Source organism: Psychroserpens sp. AS72 (assembly GCF_038900375.1).
Lineage (GTDB): Bacteria > Bacteroidota > Bacteroidia > Flavobacteriales > Flavobacteriaceae > Psychroserpens.
In genome coordinates, this window is sequence record NZ_JBBMRC010000002.1 from 368,759 (window position 1) to 391,989 (window position 23,231).

The following is a 23,231-nucleotide window of genomic DNA, read 5'->3' on the forward strand; positions in this document are numbered from 1 at the left end:
ATATGAAAGATAAAACCATTGATTACGTCTTAAGAACCACGTGGTTAGCAGTCAATAAGATGTATAATGAAGAAGCTTCACAATTTGGTGTCACCATGGCAACTGGATTTGCTTTATTAAGTATTGATCCAGAAAATGGCACACCGTCAACCTCTTTAGGACCTAAAATGGGAATGGAAGCCACTAGTCTTTCAAGAACTTTAAAAATGATGGAAGAAAAAGGGTTGATTGAACGTAAACCTAATCCTGAAGATGGTCGTGGTGTTCTTATTTTCTTAACCGACTTCGGAAGAAAAAAAAGAGCTTATTCAAAAGAAAAAGTGTTGACATTTAATGAAACAATTAAAGCCAATGTATCTCTAGAAGAACTAATGAACTTCTATAAAGTTTCCGAAGTTATAAATAACATGATTTCAAACAAAAAAATATATAATCAAAAAGAACACATTATAAAATAAGATGAGCAAACGTAGAATTAAAAAAATAGCGATTATTGGATCCGGAATTATGGGAAGCGGTATTGCTTGCCATTTCGCCAATATTGGTGTTGATGTTTTATTATTAGACATCGTACCTAGAGAACTTAACGACAAAGAAAAAGCTAAAGGCTTAACGTTAGAAGACAAAGTTGTTAGAAACAGATTAGTAAATGAGGCGCTAACTGCATCTATAAAATCTAAACCTGCACCACTCTATCATAATTCTTTTGCAAACCGCATCACTACTGGAAACTTAGATGATGATATTGCGAAAGTCAAAGATGTAGATTGGATTATGGAAGTTGTTGTTGAACGATTAGATATTAAACAACAAGTTTTTGAAAAGCTAGAAAAATATAGAACTCCAGGAACTTTGATTACGTCAAACACGTCTGGAATTCCTATTAAATTTATGAGTGAAGGTCGTAGTGAAGATTTTCAGAAGCATTTCTGCGGAACTCACTTCTTTAATCCAGCACGTTATTTAAAATTATTTGAAATCATTCCTGGTCCTAAAACTGACAAATCAGTATTAGACTTCCTAAATGACTATGGTGAAAAATTCTTAGGAAAAACATCTGTTGTTGCTAAAGATACACCTGCTTTTATTGGAAACCGAATTGGGATTTTCAGTATTCAGAGTTTATTTCACGCTGTAAAGGATTTAGATTTAACGATAGAAGAAGTTGATAAATTATCAGGTCCAGTTATAGGTCGTCCAAAATCGGCAACCTTTAGAACTGTAGATGTTGTTGGTTTAGATACTTTGGTTCACGTTGCCAACGGAATTAAAGAAAACTGTCCTAATGACGAGCGTAATGAATTGTTTGTCTTACCCGATTTTATCAATAAAATGATGGAAAACAAATGGTTGGGTAGTAAAACCGGACAAGGATTTTATAAAAAAGTTAGAAAAGAGGATGGGTCTTCGGAAATTTTATCACTAGACTTAAATTCTCTTGAATATAGAGCAGCTAAACGTGCCAAATTTGCCACTTTAGAATTGACTAAAACAGTTGACAAAGTTGTAGACCGTTTTAAGATTTTAGTTAAAGGAAAGGATAAAGCAGGTGAATTTTACAGAAAGAGTTTCGCTGCATTATTTGCTTACGTTTCAAACCGTATTCCAGAAATCACAGATGATTTATATAAAATTGATGATGCAATGAAAGCTGGATTTGGATGGGAACATGGTCCTTTTCAAATTTGGGATGCCATTGGTGTTGAAAAAGGAATTGAAATGATGAAAGCTGAAGGTCTAGAACCTAATGCTTGGGTCAATGAGATGTTAGCATCAGGAAGTTCATCTTTCTATACCGTTAAAGAAGGAGCAACTTATGCGTATGATATTCCGAAGAAAAAACAAGAAAAAATTCCTGGTCAAGATTCATTTATAATTTTAGATAATATTCGTAAAACATCTGAAGTATTTAAAAACTCAGGAGTTGTTGTTGAAGATTTAGGAGATGGTATTCTTAACCTAGAATTTCAATCTAAAATGAATACGATTGGAGGCGATGTACTAGCTGGATTAAATAAAGCCATTGATATTGCCGAAAAAGATTTCGAAGGATTAGTTGTTGGTAACCAAGCAGCAAACTTCTCAGTTGGAGCAAACATAGGCATGATTTTCATGATGGCTGCAGAGCAAGAATATGACGAGCTTAATATGGCTATTAAATATTTCCAAGATACAATGATGCGTATGCGATATTCAGCAATCCCAACAATAGCAGCTCCTCACGGAATGGCGCTTGGTGGTGGTTGTGAATTATCAATGCACGCAGATAAAGTCGTTGCAGCAGCAGAAACTTACATTGGACTTGTAGAGTTTGGTGTTGGTGTGATTCCTGGAGGAGGCGGTTCTAAAGAAATGGCCTTAAGGGCTTCAGACACTTTCAAAAAAGGAGATGTACAATTAAATACGCTTCAAGAATATTTCTTAACGATAGGTATGGCAAAAGTAGCAACGTCTGCTTATGAAGCTTTTGACTTAGGAATTCTTCAAAAAGGAAAAGATGTTGTCGTTGTAAATAAAGACAGACAAATTGCTGTTGCAAAACAACATGCAATGCTTATGGCAAATATGGGTTATACACAACCCGTACACAGAAAAGATGTGTTGGTACTTGGTAAACAAGCCTTAGGAATGTTTTTAGTTGGAACTGATGCTATGGAAGATAGTAACTACATTTCTGAACACGATATGAAAATTGCTAATAAACTAGCTTACGTTATGGCTGGTGGTGATTTATCTGAACCAACATTAGTAAGCGAACAGTATTTATTGGATTTAGAACGTGAAGCATTTCTTTCTTTATGTACTGAAAGAAAAACGTTGGAAAGAATTCAACACATGTTAACAAAAGGAAAACCTTTAAGAAACTAAGAAAAATGAAAACAGCATATATAGTAAAAGCATATAGAACTGCAGTTGGTAAAGCACCAAAAGGAGTTTTTAGATTTAAGCGAACAGACGAGTTAGCTGCTGAAACCATTCAGCACATGATGAAAGAGCTACCTAATTTAGACAAAAAGCGAATTGACGATGTTATTGTTGGTAACGCAATGCCTGAAGGTTCTCAAGGATTAAACATGGCACGATTTATTTCATTAATTGGATTAGATAGTGTGGATGTTCCTGGTGTTACTGTTAATCGTTTTTGTGCCTCTGGAATTGAAACTATCGGAATTGCAACTGCAAAAATTCAAGCAGGAATGGCAGATTGTATCATTGCTGGTGGAGCAGAAAGTATGAGTTCTGTTCCAATGACAGGTTTTAAACCAGAATTAAATTATGACACAGTTAAAGCTGGTCATGAAGATTATTATTGGGGAATGGGAAATACTGCAGAAGCCGTAGCTAAACAGTTCAAAGTATCTCGTGAAGATCAAGATGAATTCGCATACAATTCTCATATGAAAGCATTACGAGCGCAAGCTGAAAATCGTTTTCAAGATCAAATTGTACCTATTACAGTTGATGAAACTTATGTAGATGCTAACGGAAAAAAAGCAACAAAATCTTATACAGTTACTAAAGATGAAGGACCTCGTGCAGGAACGAGTAAAGAAGCTTTAGCAAAACTTAGAGCAGTATTTGCTGCTGGTGGAAGTGTTACAGCTGGTAACTCATCACAAATGAGTGATGGAGCTGCCTTTGTTATGATTATGAGCGAAGACATGGTTAAAGAATTAAATTTAGAACCAATTGCACGTTTAGTCAATTATGCAGCTGCAGGTGTTGAGCCTCGTATCATGGGAATTGGTCCTGTGAAGGCTATTCCGAAGGCATTAAAACAAGCAGGTTTAAAACAGTCTGATTTATCACTAATAGAATTGAATGAAGCATTTGCTTCTCAATCCATAGCAGTAATCAGAGAATTAGATTTAAATCCAGATATTATTAATGTTAATGGAGGAGCAATTGCACTTGGTCACCCATTAGGTTGTACTGGATCAAAATTATCTGTACAATTATTTGACGAAATGCGTAAGCAAAATATGCAAGGTAAATATGGTGCTGTAACGATGTGTGTTGGTACTGGTCAAGGTGCTTGTGGGATATTTGAATTTCTGAATTAATCAGAGAAAAGAGTATAGAAAAGAGATAAAAGACAATGTGTGCTAAACAAAGACATAATTATAAAAATTTAAAAATTTGGAAACTCGGTTTAGAGATTACCAATGATATTTCTGATGTGTTATTAGATTTTCCAAAGCACGAAAGATTTGATTTAAGTTCACAAATTAGTAGATGTTCAGTTTCAATGCCAAGTAATATTGCTGAAGGATCCGCTAGAACAGATAAATCCTTTAGTCATTTTTTAGATATCTCCTTAGGCTCTTCCTTTGAATTAGGAACTCAGCTATTAGTAGTAAAACATAGAAACTATATAAACGAAAACAATTTAAAAATACTCGAAGAAAAAATAGAAAAATTCCAAAGAATGACAATGGGATTCCAAAATAGTCTCAATTAGAGTCTATTCTCTATTTTCTATCTTCTTTAATCTATTAATAAAAAATGGAAACTAAAGACAAAGAATTATTAAGAGGCGGACAATTCCTAGTAAAGGAAACTAACTGCGAAGACGTTTTTACTCCTGAAGATTTTTCGGAAGAACAGACGATGATGAAAGAATCCGTAATGGAATTTAATGATCGTGAGATCATTCCTCATAAACCTCGTTTTGAAGCTAAAGATTATGCACTAACTGAAGAAGTTATGCGTAAAGCTGGAGATATGGGCTTTTTAAGCGTCGCTGTTCCTGAAGCTTATGGTGGAATGGGAATGGGATTTGTTTCTACAGTATTAACTTGTGATTACATTTCTTCTGGAACTGGTTCATTTAGTACTGCTTTTGGTGCTCATACAGGAATTGGTACTATGCCAATTACATTATATGGTACAGAAGAACAAAAACAAAAATATGTACCAAAATTAGCTTCTGGAGAATGGTTTGGAGCATATTGCTTGACTGAACCTGGAGCAGGATCTGATGCGAACTCTGGTAAAACAACTGCTGAATTGTCTGCAGATGGAAAATCATACAAAATCAACGGACAAAAAATGTGGATTTCAAATGCAGGTTTCTGTAGTTTGATGATTGTTTTTGCTCGTATTGAAGATGATAAAAATATTACGGGTTTCATCGTAGAATATGATGGTAAAAATCCAAATGGTATTGTTTTAGGTGAAGAAGAACACAAATTAGGTATTCGTGCTTCATCTACTCGTCAAGTATTTTTTAATGACACTGTAGTTCCTGTAGAAAACATGCTTGCTGGTCGTGGTGAAGGTTTTAAAATTGCAATGAATGCTCTAAATGTTGGTCGTATTAAATTGGCTGCTGCATGTTTAGATTCTCAAAGAAGAATTTTATCTACTGCTGTAAATTATGCTAATGAGCGTAAACAATTTAAAACACGTATCTCAGATTTTGGTGCTATTAAAACCAAATTAGCTGAAATGGCTGCAAGTGCTTATGCTGGTGAATCTGCAACGTATAGAGCTTCAAAAAATATTGAAGATCGTATCGCAATGCGTGAAGCTGCAGGAAATACACATCAAGAAGCAGAACTTAAAGGTGTTGAAGAATATGCCATTGAATGTTCTATTCTAAAAGTAGCAGTATCAGAAGATGTACAAAATGCTGCAGATGAAGGGATTCAGATTTTTGGTGGTATGGGATTCTCTGAAGAAACTCCAATGGAGTCGGCTTGGAGAGATGCACGTATTGCTCGTATATATGAAGGAACAAATGAAATCAACAGAATGTTATCTGTTGGTATGCTAGTCAAAAAAGCCATGAAAGGTCATGTTGATCTTTTAGGACCTGCTCAAAAAGTTCAAGAAGAATTAATGGGAATTCCTTCGTTTGAAACTCCAGATTATTCTGAATTATTTTCCGAAGAAAAAGAAATGATTAAGAAGTTGAAAAAAACGTTCTTAATGGTTGCTGGTGGAGCAGTTCAAAAATATGGACCTCAATTAGAAGACCATCAACAATTATTGATTGCTGCTGCAGATATATTAATTGAAATCTATATGGCTGAATCTGCAATTTTAAGAACAGAAAAAAATGTTAAACGTTTTGGCGAAGAAGCTCAATCTGCTCAAATTGCTATGGCGAAATTATATTTATATCATGCAGTAGATATCGTTGAAGAAAAAGGAAAAGAAAGTATTATTTCTTTTGCTGAAGGCGACGAACAACGCATGATGTTAATGGGTCTTAAGCGCTTTACAAAATACGCTAACTATCCAGATATCGTAGACTTACGTATTGAAATTGCCGAAAAAGTAAAAGCAGAAAACAAATACTGCTTCTAATGATTCAATAATTAGACTAACTCTCAAATAATTCTAATTATAAAGCCAATTCTTCCAAAATAAAATTTGGATTGAATTGGCTTTTTTAATTTAAACTTTTATTGTAATTCTCTAATCTCTAGTAAACTTTCATATAAAGACTTAGCTATTTCTAACTGCTTTTCTTTATCAGTTAGCACTGCTCTATCGTTTTCATTAGTTAAAAAGCCTAGTTCTAAAACAATTCCTGGTACAGTTGTATTTTTCAAGATATAGAGACTTGCTGTCTTTACACCTCTGTTTGAAAAACGATCTAATTGATGTTCAACTAAAATTTCAGCATAATTAAGACTTAATTTATTATGCTCATTAATTGAGTTATAATACGCTTCTACTCCACTAACAGACTTATTATTAGCAGCATTACAGTGCAAACTTAAAAATAAGTCTGGTTTTTTAGTATTAATAAATTCTACACGTTCTTTTAAAGTTAAAAATTCGTCTTGGCTTCTCGTGAGAATGATTTCAACGTGTTCGTCACTCAATGAAGCTAACGTATTTGTAAGTTCTAAAACAATTTCTTTTTCGTTAGAATTGCCAGAATCTTTTCCACCATGGGCAGCATCTATAACAACAATTAATGAATCTTTATTCATGTCATTATACGTGCAACTTAAGACGAAAATGCATGTAAAAAGTAATACAACTGATGAGATTTTTAAAGTTCGTTTTAAAAGAGATGATTTTGATTGATGTAACATAATGATTCGATTTTTGATTTGAATGAAATTAAATCCGCTAGTTAAAGGAACGCGGTATTCCTTGAGACCCGATTTTATGATGGTTTGAGAATAGTCTTCTATATCAATTCCAGAATTAACGGTTTTGCTATCTGCAATAAACTCATGATTTTGAATTATGGCTTGTTTGTACAACCATATAAATGGATTAAACCAGAATACACAAAGTAACAATTCAACAAAAATCACATCTATTGTATGCCACTCATTGCAATGCACAAGTTCATGTTGAATCACACTTTTAGAATACGTTTCATCATTTAAACTTTCAGAATTAACAAACAGATAATTAAAAAAACTTGACGCATTTTTATGATCGTTGGTCTCTACTAATTTTAAATTCCCAATTTGCGAATGCTTTTGCTTTGTGAGTTTTATAATGTCAATTAAATTCTTGAAAAATCTAAAAAGGAAGCCCATAGAAATCACGAGATACAAATACCAAAGTATGCTAGAAAATGTAAAATTAGAAGTTTCGGTTTGGACTTGTGTACCTAGAGTTATTATCTCTTTGGAAATAGTTTGCTCTTCGGAAACTTGCAAAGAAATATCAGTTATGCTAGGTACAGCTTCAAAAGTATTAATCTCTAGGATTGGTGCTAACAAACAAAGCGACACACTTGTTAAGAGGAAGAAGCGATTAAACTGAAATGTTTTTTGGTTTTTCAGAAGAAAAAAATAAACCAAGAACGAACACCCTAAACTTATAACGGTATAAAAAATGTAATCGATCATTTACTTCTTTTTATTGTTAATTTTCTCTTGCAAAAGCTCTTGAAGCTCTTCTAATTCTTGCATTGATAAATCAGCGTTTTTTGTGAAAAACGAAGCAAATTGAGATTTAGAATCATTAAAAAAGTGCGTTATCATCCCATTAACTTGCTTTGAAAAATAATCGTTTTTCTTTAATACAGGATAATATTGCTTATCTCTTCCTAACCTCTCAAAACTTATGTAATCCTTGTCACACATGCGTTTAAGCAATGTTGAAATTGTCGTGTAAGCTGGTCTAGGTTCCGGAAATTGCTCAACAATATCTTTCATAAATCCTTTTTTAAGAATCCATAGATATTTCATGATTTGTAATTCGGTTTTATTTAACTGTTTTATATCCACAATTATAGTTTTAATACTACAAATGTAGTAATATAATTTAATTGACCAAATATTTGTAAAAAATCAAATTAAAACTTTCATATCTTTATCATAAATCATCACACATGAAATTCATTACTACCCTATTCTCTTTTTTTATTGGTTGTATTTTGATTAATGCTCAAGCCAATACAGAAGTTTTCTTATACGATATAGTAACTAATACTTCAAAAATTGAATTAAAAAACCCTAAAAATCTATCTAATAATGAAGGATATGACAATCAACCTTCATTTTTAAATGATCGTTATATTCTATTTGCTTCTACAAGAAACGGACAAACAGATATTGCTAAATACGATACGCGTTATGATTCTAAATCATGGCTAAATTTTAGCGAAGGAGGTGAATACACACCTTTAAAAATTCCGAATAAAAATGAAATTTCAGCTGTAAGATTAGATACTGATGGCAAACAACGTTTGTATGCTTATAACATGAGTAATGGCAGCTCTACTGAGCTTATAGACAATTTGGTTGTTGCCTATTATTCTTGGTTTGATGAAAACACAATCGTATCTGCAGTGATCGAAGGAGACGATTTAAACTTGTATGTTAGCAATTTACAGGATGGTACGAATCAAAAACTGGCTTCTAAAGTTGGACGTTCATTTCATAGAATTCCAGATTCTAATCTCTTGAGTTTTATTTCAAAAGAAAATGAAAATCAATGGCAAATCAAATCTCTTAATCCTAAAACAGGCGCAACTAAAATTATTGCAAATACCATGTCAGGTGTTGAAGATATTTGCTGGTTAGATGCTCATACTATGTTCAGCGGAAAAGATAACCTACTCTATAAATTAAGGTTGAAGAGAGATCATGATTGGAAACAAATTGCCGATTTTTCTTCAGAAGGCATTATTAAAATCACACGTCTGGCGACTAATCCTGAAGGAACAAAGCTGTTAATTGCTGGCGATATAAATGTTGAAACTCAAGTTTCCGAAGAGACACAAGACACAACCCAAAATCAAACTACAGAAACTGAAGAATCAACAACTCAGACTTCAACTGAAACTTCTCAAATTGAAACCATCGTTCAAAGAAACCTTGATGCTTATAATGCTAGAGATATAGATGCTTTTATGGCAGATTATGCAGATGATGTAAAAACATATGCGTATCCAAACACTTTACGAACAGATGGTAAAAAGGCTATGAGAAAAGGATATAGTGAATGGTTTGAAAATGTAAAAGATTTAAGAGCTTTTATAAAAAAACGTATCGTTATAGGAAATAAAGTTATTGATGAAGAACAAGTAACTGCAAATGGTAAAATTTTTAATGCTGTAGCTATATATGAAGTAGAAAACGGCAAAATAACTAAAGTGACATTTATTCAATAATGTAACAATTGTAAACATTTACAGACCTATAAGTATATAACCCTCATCTACTTACTCTTCCTGCTTTTAAAAAACTAACCACAATGGGATTATTTTGGGATTTAATACAACAAAGCGAACTAGAAGATCAAAAAGGTAAAGCAGAATCATTAGAACAACGTGTTACTGATCTTGAAACTGAATTGTCTTCTTCAAAAGCATTATTACTAAAAACACTTCACATACTTGAGAAAAGTTCTGGACTAGATATAAATGATGATGGCAAAATAGGCTGATTTATTTATTAAAAACGATACGTTAACTTCTAAAAGGTAAAATTCACACTCTCAAATCCTACACTAAGTAGGTTATCAATATCACATTAAGATGTGATAGAGATTTTCTATAAATTTTACTAATTTTAAGCAAGTAATAAAGGTGTCTTACAGTTTTGTTTTAACAGAACAAATCTCAATTACCTACAATTTTGATTTCTAATAACTTATAGATTTTTATTAGACGTACTGACGCGATTTTTTACTAAATTTAGCATTCCCTTTTGTCCTAAGTTGATTAATAACATTTAATATTAAAACTAAATGAATTACTCAAATATATATGAAAGCAAAATCCATAAAAGGGAAATCACCAAAAGCTATTCAAGAAGCCATTGAACATAGTTTGCTAGACGGTTTTAAACCAACTTTAGCTATTGTTTTTCTTTCGATAACTCAAGATCGAAAAGCCATTACTCAATTTTTAGATTTAAAAAACATAACCGTATTTGGAGTTACCTCTAACGGTGAGTTTATTGATGAAGAAACAGAAAAGCAATCGACTGCTATTTTGTTGCTAGATATAAAGCAAGAACATTTTAAAATTTATCTTGAAGAATATCCTGAAAAAAACTATCGAGAAATTGCACAACACATAGCTTTAAAAGCAAAAAAAGAATTTAATGAACCTGCATTTTTTATTGCTGCAAGTCATCTAGAAACTGATGCCGAACAATTGCTTTTTGGGTTTGAAGACATAATAGGAAAGCATGTTAACGTTTTTGGTGGAATGGCTGGAGATGATTACACCTTTTCTAATCAGTTTGTTTTTACAAATAAAAATGAAAGTAATAAAGGCACCTTAGTATTAGCATTAGATGAAGATAACATAAAAATTAAAGGAGTAGCCACTTGTGGTTGGAAAGCAGTAGGGACAGAAAAAACAGTCACTAGAAGCGAAGGCAATCATGTTTATACTATAGATAATGTTCCTGTACTAGATATTACCACAAAATATGGTGGTTTAGAAAATGTTACGCCAGAAAATGAAGAGTTATTACTTGAAATAGCTGCCAATTTCCCATTACAACTACAAAGAGAAAAAGGAGATCCTGTCATGCGTCCTGGATTGCTTGTAGACTGGGATGATCATTCTTTTTATTGCAGTGGCACAGTACCTCAAGGCTCTAAAATTCGTTTTTCATTACCTCCTGATTTTGATGTGATGGACAAAGTAATCAAAGGAGTTCAAACTTTAAAAAACACCGAAATGCCAGAGGCAGATGCTTTAGTTGTTTTTAGTTGTGCAGGTAGGATTTTATCACTTGGACCACTCATGAATCAAGAAATAGAAGGTATCAAAACCGTTTGGAATGTTCCAATGGTAGGTATGTTCTCTAATGGAGAATTAGCAAGAGCAACAGGCGGTAATTTAGAAATGCACAATTTAACAACTTGTTGTGTAGCACTTAAAGAAAAAGCATGAACCAAAACCTACAAACCATATTAGATTTTGTAAATCAATCTACGCAATTAACAGAAGATGATAAAGTGAGTTTGATAGCTTCCATTAAAAAAGCAGATAAGGATTTGGTAATTTCTGACTTTATGTTAGAACGCACTAATAAAGTCAAACGAACCACAGCAATTCTATTAGAAGAAACCATTGAAGAACTCGAACAAAAACGTGCTGCAATAGAAGAAACAAATATCGCTTTAAATAAATCTTTAAAAGAATTACAATCTGCACAAGCTCAGTTAATACAAGCAGAAAAAATGGCAAGTCTTGGTGAATTGACTGCTGGAATTGCACATGAAATTCAGAATCCACTCAACTTCGTCAATAATTTTTCCGAAGTAAGTAAAGAATTATTAGAAGAAATGCTAGAAGAATTACAAAAAGGCGATACCGAAGAAGTTAATGCTATAGCAAATGATGTCATTCAGAATCTCGAAAAAATATTACATCATGGTCAACGTGCAGATGGTATTGTAAAAGGAATGCTACAACACAGTAGAAAAAATTCCGGAGAAAAAGAAGCTACAGATATTAATCTATTAGTAGACGAATATTTACGTCTGGCATATCACGGCATAAGAGCCAAAGACAAAACTTTCAATGCTAGTTTAGAAACCATTTATGACGATGCAATTGGCAAAATAAATATAATCCCACAAGATATTGGTCGTGTGGTTTTAAATCTCATTAATAATGCATTTTATGCAGTTGTTGAACAGAAAACTGTTATGGAGAAGGACCAGTCAAGTCTAGATACATATCAACCATCAGTCAATATAACCACTAAAAAAGAAAACAACCAAATTGAGATAAAAATTAGTGACAACGGTAATGGCATACCAAAACATATTATCGATAAAATATTTCAACCTTTTTTCACCACAAAACCTACTGGCCAAGGCACTGGACTTGGTTTAAGCTTAAGTTATGATATTATTAAAGCACATGGAGGCACTTTAAACGTACATTCCGAAACAGGCAAAGGCACAAGTTTCACCATCAACATTCCCACAAATAATTAAATTATGCAACTCACCAAAACATTAGAAAAAGAAATTCTAGAGAGCTACAATACATGGTTGCACAGTTACCTTAATGGTGATGTAAAAACCTACGATTCTTATTTTGATGATTGTTATCATTTTATAGGATCTACTGATAATGAGGAATTTTTAAACCGAAAAGACACCACAAATTTCTTTAAAGAAACCGCAGAACAATTCTCAGGTAAAACCGATTTAAGAAACGAAATTAAAACAGTAGAGCTATTTGATAAACTCGTTTTTATAACTCATGCTTTTGATGCTTGGTTTTTAACCGGTAATGATTGGACTTATTATGGACGATTTCGATTTTCGTCAGTTATGCAGGAAAAAGAAAACCATTGGAAATTTATCTATCAACATTTTTCTACCACAGATTCTAAAACTGACGATGGAGAATCTATTGGTTTTGATAAAGTAAATTTAGAAAACCAAAAACTTCGAGAAGCTATAAAACGTAGAACTTTTGAACTTGAAGAAAAGAATAGAGAATTAGAAATTGAAGGCGCTTTAGAACGCATTAGAGCACAGGCTGTTGCCATGAAACAATCCACTGACCTACTCGAGATTGTAGTTTCTATGCGTAACGAATTTATCAAACTAGGACATGAAGCGCATTATTTTTGGCACATGATGTGGTTACCAAATAAATACGAAAAAGCCATGACTTCTGGCGATGGTACCAAAATCGGTTTTGTAATGGAATTACCTAGACATATGCATGGTGATATTCCATTATTAGCAACATGGGAAAAGAGTAAAAAACCTACCGTTGTATATGCTATGGATGTCGAAGCAGCCATAAATTATATTGACAAAATGGTCCATTTGGGTAATTTTAAAAATATTGATCCTCAAGCTCCAACACACGATGACATTAATCACATTGGTGGATTAACCTTCATTATGGCAAGAACTACACACGGCGAAATTGGGTATAGTTTACCTGGAATTGTAAAAAACCCACCAGCTGAAGATATAGATATTTTAATACAATTTGCTAGTGCTTTTGATTTAGCACACCGACGTTTCTTGGACTTACAAAAAGCAGAAAAACAAGCTAGAGAAGTTCAGATAGAATTGGCTTTAGAAAAAGTAAGAAGCCGAACAATGGGTATGCAGCGAAGCGATGAATTAAGAGATACCGCTTTGCTTCTATTTCAACAAGTTGAAGAACTAGGCATAAATTCCTTTGCTTGTGGTTTTAATATTTGGGATAAAGACAAGAAATTTGCTACTGCTTGGATGGCAGGTAAAGATAGACTTCAACCACCATTTAGAACAAATTCTAGTGAAGACGTGTATCTACTTTTTCGCGAAGCAGAAAAAAGAGGAGACGCTTTATTTGTTTTAGAGCAGGAAGGTAAAGCACTAGAAGATCATTACAAGTATTTGGTTTCTATTCCAGAGGTGAAAGCATTAGCTAACGATGGACTTTCGTTTCCGACTTTTCAAATTATTCATTGTGCCTATTTTAACGAAGGGTATCTTATGTTTATTACACATGAACCTGTCACAGATGCACACGATATTTTTATACGTTTCGCTAAAGTCTTCGAACAAACCTATACCCGGTTTTTAGATTTACAAAAAGCAGAAGCGCAAGCCAGAGAATCAGAGATTGAATTAGCATTAGAACGTGTTCGTGCTCGTACCATGTCTATGCAACATAGTGATGAATTGCAAGAAGCATCCTTCTTATTAGATCAACAAGTAAGAGCATTAGGCATTAAAACTTGGGGTTGCGCATTCAATATTTATGGAGAAAATGATTCTAACGAATGGTTTGGCAATGAAGCAGGTGTTTTACATACGTATACCGTTCCAAGAGAAGGTGTATTTAAAGAATATTATCAACAAGGTCAGAAAGGAAAATCATTAGTTATAAAAGAATTTTCAGGTGATGCATGTGTGGAACATTACGAATATATGAGTTCGCTTCCAGTGATTGGAGATGTATTAAAAACCCTAAAAGAAACAAATAATGGATTTCCTACCTACCAAATAGACCATGTCGCTTTTTACAAATACGGCTATTTACTATTTATTACAAGAGAAGATGTTCCTGAATCACATGATATTTTCAAACGTTTCGCTAAAGTCTTTGAGCAAACTTACACACGTTTTCTTGACCTTCAAAAAGCAGAAGCACAGGCAAGAGAATCTCAAATTGAAGTTGCGGTTGAGCGTATTAGAGCGCAATCTATGGCAATGCATCATCCAGATGATCTCAAAAATGTAAATTCTGAAATTTATAAGCAATTACAACTTTTAGATATTAACGGCTTAACAGGTGTCAGTATTTGGTTGGTCGATAAAAATGATTACGTAAAAATTTGGGACCTCTCTAGTCCAGGGAATATGGGTAATCCCAATAGCTATAGTGTTGCTTACGATGCGTCAAAATATGATATACTTGGTGAACCTATACGAATTCTAAAAAATTTAAAGGAAGATTATTTTGAATTAGATTATCCTTTAGAAAAATTACATAAAGCAGTAAAAGAATGGTTTTTGGCTGACAAGGCTGTTGGCAATGATATAAAAGATGCCATAACAACAGGTAAACTTTCACAGCAATGGAACCCGTTTGCTCGACATAATAATGGTCTTTTTTCTATTGATCTTTTAGCACCACCAAATGAAGACACAAAAAAGATTGTAACTAAAATAGCTTCAGCATTCAATCAGGCCTACACACGGTTTTTAGATCTTCAGAAAGCCGAAGCGCAAGCTAGAGAAGCACAAATAGAAGCGGCTTTAGAAAAAGTAAGAAGCCGAACTATGGCAATGCAAAAAGGCATAGAACTTCAAGATGTTGTAGTGCTTTTATATAAAGAACTAATAACACTTGGAGTTACCAACTTTGCAACTTGTGGTTATGTAGAGATTAATGAGGAAACCAACAGACAAGCAACTTGGGTTACAAGTCCTGGTGGAGATTCTCTAGGCTTATTTCATCTGCCTTTAACTGGAGATGTTCATTTTGATGCACGTTATGAGGCATGGAAAAAGCAACAAACAGTGTTTCATCAAACAGTTGCTGGTAAAGAACGACGAACACATCTCGAATATGCCATTACAACCTTCAACTCAAAAGAGGCTGAAGAAATGGTGCTAAATCAGTTTCCTGATCCAACAGTATTTTATTGCTTTAATTTTTCACATGGATACCTTCACTTAGTTTGTGGTGCGCGCCTTTCAAAAGAAGAAGAATTATTATTAGCGAGATTCACCAAGGTTTTTGAACAAACCTATGCACGTTTCTTAGACCTAGAAAAAGCAGAAGCACAAACACGTGAAGCGCAAATAAATTTAGCTGTAGAGCGCGTAAGAGCAAAAGCATTAGCCATGCATAAATCTGAAGAGATTATGGAAGTGGTTGCCAAACTTAAAGAAGAAGTAATGTCCTTAGAAATTCCAGATGTGATTGCTGCAACTATTTTCTTAAAAGAAGGAGAGGATAAAGTAAGAATGTGGGATTTATCAACGCTTGAAGAAAACAACAATGGTTACGAAATACCATTTGACATTACGTTTAAACTTAAGAAAAAAGATCCAAATTTATATGTAAAACGAGTTTGGGAAAATCCAGAAGATTACTTTTTGGAAGTACAAGAAGCAAAAGATTTTAAGAGAATAGTCGCATGGTTACGAGAAAATAATCAAAACCAAATTGCTAATGAAGTTGAAGAATATACTGAATCCACAAAATTAGAACGACTACATCATGCGGTAAAAAAACTGAATAATGGAAAATTGGTAATTGACCTTTTAAATAAACCTTCCGAAGAAATGGAAACCATTTTAACTAAAATGGGAGCTGCGTTTGATTTGGCTTATAAACGTTTTGAAGACTTACAGAAAGCAGAAGCGCAGTCAAGAGAATCACAGATTGAAGTTGCTTTAGAAAAAGTACGCTCACGTTCTTTGGCCATGCACAAACCAGATGAATTACAAGAAGTGGTTGCAGTTGTTGCCGAAAAATTGCAGGAATTGGGAGTTATATATGATGCAGGAGGCGTAATTCTTTGTACTTATTTTCCAGATAATAAAGATGTCGTACATTGGATTGCTGTTGAAGATTTTTCAACTTCGGGTCGGTATTTTTTACCTTATTTTGATAATCCAATTTTTAGTGAAGCTTGGGAATCTAAAATTCGAGGTGATGAATTTTTCTTTAAAGAATTCCCTGTAGAAGCAAAAAATCACTTTTTTGAATATGCATTTGAAAATAGTGATTACAAACACATGCCAGAAGACTATAAACAATATGTCCTCAAATCTGATCAACACAATCTTTCAGCCGCTTGGTCAAAAAATTCGGCAATTATAATACCTTCTTTATCTGGAGCTATTCCTTCGGAAAGCGATGCCGAAATAATGAAACGGTTTGCCAAGGTATTTGAGCAAGCATATATCCGTTTTATGGATTTACAAAAAGCTGAAGAGCGTGCACGAGAAACACAAATAGATATTGCTTTAGAGCGCGTGAGATCACGAAGTATGGCAATGCATAGTAGTGAAGAACTATTAGATGTGATTTCTGTAGTTTCTGAACAATTACAAATATTAGATTTCAAATTTGCACACGTGAGTTTTGCCAATAATGATCGAAGCCTAAATTATAAATTTTGGGTTTCTGCAAAAGGTCAACCTAAACCAATGCGCTTTACAATTCCTTATTTAGATATCCCTATGATGATTAACGTGAGAACTGCTCAAAAAAAATCTATTCCATTTCACACGGACATTCTTACGATAAAAGAACATAAGCAATGGCACCAGCATTTACTTAAACATGGTGGATCTAAAATATTTACAAAAGAAGAGAATGAGTTTACAATGAGCAGAGGACTTTCTCGATCTATTGCTATTAATCCCAATATAATGTTGATTCTTGCCAACTACGCGTCTATTCCATATTCGGAAGAAGAAAACAAAATCATTGCACGTTTTGGAAAAGTTTTTGAGCAATCTTACACTCGTTTTCTAGACCTTAAAAAAGCAGAAGGACAAGCCAGAGAAGCGCAAATTGAAATGGCTTTAGAAAAAGTTAGATCGCGAACCTTGGCAATGCAAAAATCTCATGAGTTAGCTGAAACTTCAGTTATTGTTTTTAAACAACTCTTAGAATTAGGCATTGCACCCAACCGTTTGTTTATAGGTCTTGTTAAAGGTAAAACCAGTAAAATTGAATGTTGGGCGACTAATGAAGATGGCAGTAAATTGGCGAATGAATTTATGGCGGATGCTTCAAAAAGCAAAACTATAAAAAGAATGCTTGAGGGTTGGAAACAGAATAATCAATCGCTAACCATAGACCTTATAGGTAAGGAATTAAAAGATTATTTCGAGTATTTAAGTAGCGAAATGAACATTCCTTTTATTCATGGTTTAGAACAAAAACGACGTGTTCAAACCGTAGCCTATTTTTCTGGTGGTTTTATTGGTATGGCATCACCAGAAGATCAACCAAAAGAAACCATACAATTACTAGAACGATTTGCTAGCGTTTTTAATTTAACATACACTCGATTTAAGGATTTAAAAGTTGCTGAAGCACAAGCCTTTAAAGCAAAGGAAGATTTGATAAACCTACAGCTTGCGAAAAAAAGTGCAGAAAAATCATTATCAGATTTACAACAAACTCAAAAACAATTAATTCAGTCTGAAAAAATGGCGTCGTTGGGCGAACTTACCGCAGGCATTGCTCATGAGATTCAAAATCCATTAAACTTTGTCAATAATTTTTCTGAAGTAAGTAAAGAGTTGTTAGATGAAATGATCGAAGAAATTGAAAATGGTGATATAGAAGAAGCTAAAGCAATTATGGTAGATGTCATTCAGAATCTAGAAAAAATAAATCATCATGGTAAACGTGCTGATGGTATTGTAAAAGGTATGTTACAACATAGTCGTGCTAGTGGTGACAAAAAAGAATCAACAGATATAAATGCTTTGGTAGATGAATATCTAAGGTTAGCTTATCATGGATTAAGAGCCAAAGACAAATCTTTTAATGCAACTTTAGAAACTGATTATGATAAAAATATTAAAACTATAAATGTGATTTCTCAAGATATTGGTCGCGTAATTCTTAATCTATTTACAAACGCATTTTATGCTGTAGATGAAAAAAAGACGAGTTTAGAAGCAGAAGATTATAAACCAACCGTATCTGTCATTACCAAGAAATTAAAAAATAAAATTGTAATTTCAGTTAAGGATAATGGAAATGGCATTCCAAAACATGTCATTGATAAAATCTTTCAACCCTTTTTCACCACCAAACCAACAGGAAAAGGAACTGGTTTAGGCTTATCCATGAGTTATGATATTATAAAAGCCCATGGTGGCGAATTCGAAGTTGAAACTAACGAAGGAGAAAGCACTACATTTATGATAAAAATACCTATCAAAAACCAATAACTATGACAAAACTATTTCATAATAGTGTACTTATCATCATACTTTTTTTCTTAGGAATAGCCCATGGACAAGATTCACTGTATGTTTTAAAAGCTTCAGATATAGATAAAAATGGGTATTACAAAATACCTGAACTCACTGAATGGGAATTTAAAAAAGGAAATGACGCGTCTTGGGCAAAGTCTGATATAAATGATAAAAGCTGGACTAAACTGGATTCTACAGCCATTTCTAAATTTAAATATGACGATGATGGTTATTTTGAAGCTTGGTTTCGTATAAAATTAAAAATGGATACAACGTTAACCAAGCAACCATTTTTCCTTACGGCTTATAGTACCGCTGCACAAGAAATCTATTTAGATGGGAACTATGTTGGCAGTTTTGGAAAATCTAAAGCAAACCGCAGTGATTATCAGGGTAATTTTATTCCAGATTTTGTGTATCTACAAATGCAATTAGGAAAAACGCATCAAGTTACCATACATTTTCTTGCTAAATCGCCACCATTAAAATGGAAAGACTCCGACGATTCGATTCTTGAAAATTCTCGCTACTATTTTACAGATGCAGTTACCTCAAATAGTTTTGTTAAGGATTTTATACAAGCGGAAACAATGTTATTTTTAACTGTTTTTATTATAGGTGTTTTTATTATATTTATCTCAATTGTTACCTTTTTAAATCCTGCAGAAAAACATCTCAAATATATTTTAGTATACACATTAATCATTTGGATTTCGGTTTCTGCTCTTTTAGTTATTAGTACTTCTAGTAATCTCATTCTAAGAGCAATTGCTGATTTTGTTTATACTCATATTTTTGGTACTGTTCCAATTATTCTTCTTCCGCTTTTGTGTGCTCAAGTGTTTTACGACCGTATCCCAAGATGGGTAAAAATTAGTACTATCGCATTATTTGGCTTATATGTGCTAGGTTATTTTATAGATCCTGAAAGTATTTTTCTATTATATATTATAATTGCTATTTCTGTTTTTTGTGGATTTGTAATAATCTATAAAACTCGTAAGACTATTACCACACCCAAATGGGCTATCGCCATAGGTGTTTTTGGAGCACCATTAATACTGTTTTTAGCACTTCTGCTGGGAGCTTTTGAGATTATTGATGGATATAATTTTGCTAACTTTTATGTAATAGCGTTTATGTTTCTACCTTTTTGCTTAATGTTATATATCATTTTGTGGTTAAGAGAATCCGTATCCAATGAAAAAGAAAAATCGAAAAAAGTTATTGCTTTAACCGAAGAAAAAAAGAAATTTCTACAAGATCAAAATGAAAAATTAGAATTAAAAGTAACAGAACGTACTACTGAACTAAATCAATCTATAGAAGAACTAAAAGCCACGCAATCACAATTAATTCAATCTGAGAAAATGGCAAGTTTAGGAGAGTTGACTGCTGGTATTGCTCATGAAATTCAGAATCCGTTAAATTTTGTCAATAATTTTAGTGAAGTAAGTAGCGAACTTATTGATGAAATGCATGAAGAATTAGATAAAGGCGATATGGAAGAGGTAAAAGCCATTTCTAATGACATCAAACAAAATCTTGAAAAAATTAATCATCATGGTAAACGCGCAGATGATATTGTAAAAGGGATGTTACAACACAGTCGCACAAGTGGTAACAAAAAAGAACCTACAGATATTAATGATTTGGCAGATGAATACTTAAGGTTAGCTTATCATGGTTTAAGAGCCAAGGACAAAAGTTTTAATGCGACTTTGGAAACAGATTTTGATGATTCTATTGGAAAAATTGAAGTAATTCCACAGGATATGGGAAGGGTAATTTTAAACTTAATCACAAATGCCTTCTATGCTGTGAATGAAAAAAAGCAGACTTCGAAAAATTCAGAATATAAGCCAACGGTTTCAGTTTCAACTAAAAAAGAAAATGACCAAATCATAATTTCAGTAAAAGACAATGGTAATGGCATTCCAATTTCAGTAAAAGAAAAGATATTTCAACCATTTTTCACCACCAAACCTACAGGACAAGGAACTGGTCTTGGCCTAAGTATGAGTTATGATATTGTTACTAAAGGTCATGGTGGCGAATTAAAAGTGGAAACAAAAGAAGGAGAAGGTACACTATTTTTAATCCAATTACCTATAAATGAATAATATGAAACAAATCAATACCTTAAATTTAATAATTGCACTATTATTTTCAATGGTATGCATCACTACAGGTTTTGGACAAAACACCAAAACTCAAGATAGTGTGGTTACAATTTCTAATCAAGATGCCCAAAACCGGCACCTCTATTACTTTAATAGCGAAACACCTTGGCTTTACCATAATGGAACTAATAAAGCTTGGTCGCAGCCAAATATAGATTTAGAAGGATGGAAAAATTTTAGTCCTAAAGATTTAAATGAAACCTACGCAGATAAAAACGGAATTATTGAAGGTTGGTTTCGTATTAAAATTAAACTAGACGATAGTTTTAAAAATGAACCTTTACGTTTAAGATATAGCGGTATGGCAGCTGCCGAAGTTTTTGTTGATGGAAAACTATATGGCACTTATGGAAATTTGGGTTCTGAAACTCAAGATTTTCGATTTTTTAGCGAAAACGATCCGTCATCTAGAATTGATTTATCCCTTAACGAAACGCACACCATTGCCATTCATATTAAAGATAAATTAATCTATCCGACACAAATATCTGGCTCAATGATTGGGTTTCAAACGGGATGGAGTAAATGTTTTTTCTTAATACTTCAAACAGATAATGAACATTATCTAGGCTTATTAAACAAGTCAAGAAGTACTATTTATTTTACGCTTTGGGCTGCCATTAATCTCATCATTGGTTTTTTATTCCTATTTTTATTTACACTCAATAAAAAAGAAAAAAACATATTAATTTACTCAGGTGTTTGCTTTAGTTTAGGTGTAAATGGTATAACAACTTACCTTTTCAACTTTGCAGGTTTTTTAGATTTTCAACCATCCACGATACTCTGTCTGTCCTTAGCAAGCGGTTTAACTTTCAGTTTGATATTTATATTGTTATACTTTTCTATCTTCAAAATTTTTGCCATCAAGTTTACTGGACTAAATCGTTGGATTCATTACACGTACCTCATCTTAATAATTACTAACATAGTTGGTAACTTTATAAGTGTATATACCAGTAAATATGACGATGTAATATCTTTATTTTCACTTATAGTTGTACTTGTCTTTATCTTGATCATAATTTACTGGACTATTGTTTCATTTAGGCATTTAAGTTTACCTCAGAAAGTAATAGCCTTTGGCATCATTTTATTTGTGTTATTGTGTGTTATTTTTCTCATCGCTGTTAGTGTATTCAATATGTATTTAGGATCTACTATTGCTTATAATTTGATATCAGCACTCTATTTCTGTTTTCCTATTGCTTTATTAATTTACGTTGTACTACGTTTTCAAGAGATAAATAAAAATGTTGTATTGAAAGCTGAAGAAATCCTAACGCTTTCCGAAGAAAAAAGAGAAATGGCAGAAGGACAGCAAAAACTATTGGAACATCAAGTTGCCGAACGTACTGAAGATTTACAAAAAAGTTTGATCGATTTAAAAGCCACTCAAAGTCAGTTAATACAAGCTGAAAAAATGGCAAGTTTAGGTGAGCTGACTGCTGGAATTGCTCACGAGATACAGAACCCATTAAACTTTGTCAATAATTTTTCGGAAGTAAGTGCTGAGTTAATTGATGAAATGCACGAAGAACTAGATAATGGTGATATGGAAGAGGTAAAAGCCATTTCTAATGACATAAAACAAAACCTTGAAAAAATCAATCATCATGGTAAACGCGCAGATGATATTGTAAAAGGAATGTTACAACATAGTAGAAAAAATTCAGGAGAAAAAGAACTCGTTGATCTCAATAAATTGACTGATGAATATTTAAGGTTAGCTTATCATGGTTTACGAGCAAAAGACAAAAGTTTTAATGCGACTTTAGAAACCGATTTTGATTCTAATTTGGTAGAAATAAAAGTAGTAAGTCAAGATATAGGTCGTGTGATATTAAATTTATTCACAAATGCCTTTTATGCTGTGAATGAAAAAAAACAGACTTCGAAAGATTCAGAATTTAAGCCAACGGTTTTCGTTTCAACTAAAACAATAAATGAACATATATTAATTTCAGTAAAAGATAATGGTAATGGGATTCCGAAAGCCATTCAAGATAAAATATTCCAACCCTTTTTCACTACAAAACCAACAGGAAAAGGAACAGGTTTAGGATTGTCTATGAGCTTTGATATTATTAAAGCGCATGGAGGAGAATTACGAGTAGAAAGCAAAGACAAAGAAGGGACCACTTTTATAGTGAGCCTTCCAATATTATAAATTAA

Annotated in this window: 14 protein-coding genes; 12 read left to right on the forward strand and 2 right to left on the reverse strand. The window is 33.0% G+C overall.

Features of this window, described 5'->3' with window-relative positions:
• Positions 1 to 2 precede the first annotated feature (2 nt).
• From WNY78_RS05180 to WNY78_RS05200, 5 genes are read left to right on the forward strand one after another with little or no spacing between them, the layout of a single operon-like run.
• On the forward strand, positions 3 to 458 hold the full coding sequence (locus tag WNY78_RS05180; RefSeq protein WP_342872124.1) for a MarR family transcriptional regulator: 456 nt from the start codon (positions 3 to 5) through the stop codon (positions 456 to 458).
• 1 nt (position 459) lies between these two features.
• Positions 460 to 2,868, forward strand: coding sequence for a 3-hydroxyacyl-CoA dehydrogenase/enoyl-CoA hydratase family protein (locus tag WNY78_RS05185; protein WP_342872125.1), 2,409 nt, complete (start codon positions 460 to 462; stop codon positions 2,866 to 2,868).
• A gap of 5 nt (positions 2,869 to 2,873) precedes the next feature.
• Positions 2,874 to 4,064: an acetyl-CoA C-acyltransferase gene (locus WNY78_RS05190; protein WP_342872126.1), complete on the forward strand. Its 1,191-nt coding sequence runs from the start codon at positions 2,874 to 2,876 to the stop codon at positions 4,062 to 4,064.
• A gap of 35 nt (positions 4,065 to 4,099) precedes the next feature.
• Positions 4,100 to 4,462 (forward strand): four helix bundle protein, encoded by a 363-nt coding sequence (locus WNY78_RS05195; RefSeq protein ID WP_342872127.1) that lies wholly within the window; start codon positions 4,100 to 4,102, stop codon positions 4,460 to 4,462.
• A gap of 44 nt (positions 4,463 to 4,506) precedes the next feature.
• Complete coding sequence (locus tag WNY78_RS05200; RefSeq protein WP_342872128.1) at positions 4,507 to 6,315, forward strand: acyl-CoA dehydrogenase family protein; 1,809 nt, start codon at positions 4,507 to 4,509, stop codon at positions 6,313 to 6,315.
• 98 nt (positions 6,316 to 6,413) lie between these two features.
• On the opposite strand, the gene WNY78_RS05205 is transcribed toward WNY78_RS05200, so the two are convergent.
• Entirely contained in the window at positions 6,414 to 7,700 is a 1,287-nt protein-coding gene (locus WNY78_RS05205) for an N-acetylmuramoyl-L-alanine amidase (RefSeq protein WP_342872129.1), read from the reverse strand.
• Positions 7,701 to 7,829: 129 nt separating this feature from the next.
• Complete coding sequence (locus tag WNY78_RS05210; protein WP_342872130.1) at positions 7,830 to 8,210, reverse strand: BlaI/MecI/CopY family transcriptional regulator; 381 nt, start codon at positions 8,208 to 8,210, stop codon at positions 7,830 to 7,832.
• Positions 8,211 to 8,314: 104 nt separating this feature from the next.
• On the opposite strand from WNY78_RS05210, the gene WNY78_RS05215 reads away from it, so the two are divergent.
• From WNY78_RS05215 to WNY78_RS05245, 7 genes are all read left to right on the forward strand, one after another.
• Entirely contained in the window at positions 8,315 to 9,598 is a 1,284-nt protein-coding gene (locus WNY78_RS05215; RefSeq protein ID WP_342872131.1) for a nuclear transport factor 2 family protein, read from the forward strand.
• A gap of 83 nt (positions 9,599 to 9,681) precedes the next feature.
• Entirely contained in the window at positions 9,682 to 9,873 is a 192-nt protein-coding gene (locus WNY78_RS05220; protein WP_342872132.1) for a hypothetical protein, read from the forward strand.
• A gap of 322 nt (positions 9,874 to 10,195) precedes the next feature.
• Positions 10,196 to 11,338, forward strand: coding sequence for an FIST N-terminal domain-containing protein (locus WNY78_RS05225; RefSeq protein ID WP_342872133.1), 1,143 nt, complete (start codon positions 10,196 to 10,198; stop codon positions 11,336 to 11,338).
• Positions 11,335 to 12,393 (forward strand): ATP-binding protein, encoded by a 1,059-nt coding sequence (locus WNY78_RS05230; protein ID WP_342872134.1) that lies wholly within the window; start codon positions 11,335 to 11,337, stop codon positions 12,391 to 12,393. The genes WNY78_RS05225 and WNY78_RS05230 overlap by 4 nt, the downstream gene beginning before the upstream one ends.
• Before the next feature lie 3 nt (positions 12,394 to 12,396).
• Positions 12,397 to 18,846, forward strand: coding sequence for an ATP-binding protein (locus tag WNY78_RS05235; protein WP_342872135.1), 6,450 nt, complete (start codon positions 12,397 to 12,399; stop codon positions 18,844 to 18,846).
• A gap of 2 nt (positions 18,847 to 18,848) precedes the next feature.
• A complete protein-coding gene (locus WNY78_RS05240) occupies positions 18,849 to 20,996 on the forward strand; it encodes an ATP-binding protein (RefSeq protein WP_342872136.1) in 2,148 nt (715 codons plus the stop codon).
• Position 20,997: 1 nt separating this feature from the next.
• Positions 20,998 to 23,226 carry an ATP-binding protein gene (locus WNY78_RS05245; RefSeq protein WP_342872137.1) on the forward strand — a complete coding sequence of 743 codons (2,229 nt, stop codon included), beginning with the start codon at positions 20,998 to 21,000 and terminating at the stop codon, positions 23,224 to 23,226.
• Positions 23,227 to 23,231: the final 5 nt, after the last annotated feature.

Bases quoted from the DNA above. Each gene is read 5' to 3' on its own strand.
- WNY78_RS05180 (WP_342872124.1), top strand. From the start codon at position 3: ATGAAAGATAAAACCATTGATTACGTCTTAAGAACCACGTGGTTAGCA.
- WNY78_RS05185 (WP_342872125.1), top strand. From the start codon at position 460: ATGAGCAAACGTAGAATTAAAAAAATAGCGATTATTGGATCCGGAATT.
- WNY78_RS05190 (WP_342872126.1), top strand. From the start codon at position 2,874: ATGAAAACAGCATATATAGTAAAAGCATATAGAACTGCAGTTGGTAAA.
- WNY78_RS05195 (WP_342872127.1), top strand. From the start codon at position 4,100: ATGTGTGCTAAACAAAGACATAATTATAAAAATTTAAAAATTTGGAAA.
- WNY78_RS05200 (WP_342872128.1), top strand. From the start codon at position 4,507: ATGGAAACTAAAGACAAAGAATTATTAAGAGGCGGACAATTCCTAGTA.
- WNY78_RS05215 (WP_342872131.1), top strand. From the start codon at position 8,315: ATGAAATTCATTACTACCCTATTCTCTTTTTTTATTGGTTGTATTTTG.
- WNY78_RS05220 (WP_342872132.1), top strand. From the start codon at position 9,682: ATGGGATTATTTTGGGATTTAATACAACAAAGCGAACTAGAAGATCAA.
- WNY78_RS05225 (WP_342872133.1), top strand. From the start codon at position 10,196: ATGAAAGCAAAATCCATAAAAGGGAAATCACCAAAAGCTATTCAAGAA.
- WNY78_RS05230 (WP_342872134.1), top strand. From the start codon at position 11,335: ATGAACCAAAACCTACAAACCATATTAGATTTTGTAAATCAATCTACG.
- WNY78_RS05235 (WP_342872135.1), top strand. From the start codon at position 12,397: ATGCAACTCACCAAAACATTAGAAAAAGAAATTCTAGAGAGCTACAAT.
- WNY78_RS05240 (WP_342872136.1), top strand. From the start codon at position 18,849: ATGACAAAACTATTTCATAATAGTGTACTTATCATCATACTTTTTTTC.
- WNY78_RS05245 (WP_342872137.1), top strand. From the start codon at position 20,998: ATGAAACAAATCAATACCTTAAATTTAATAATTGCACTATTATTTTCA.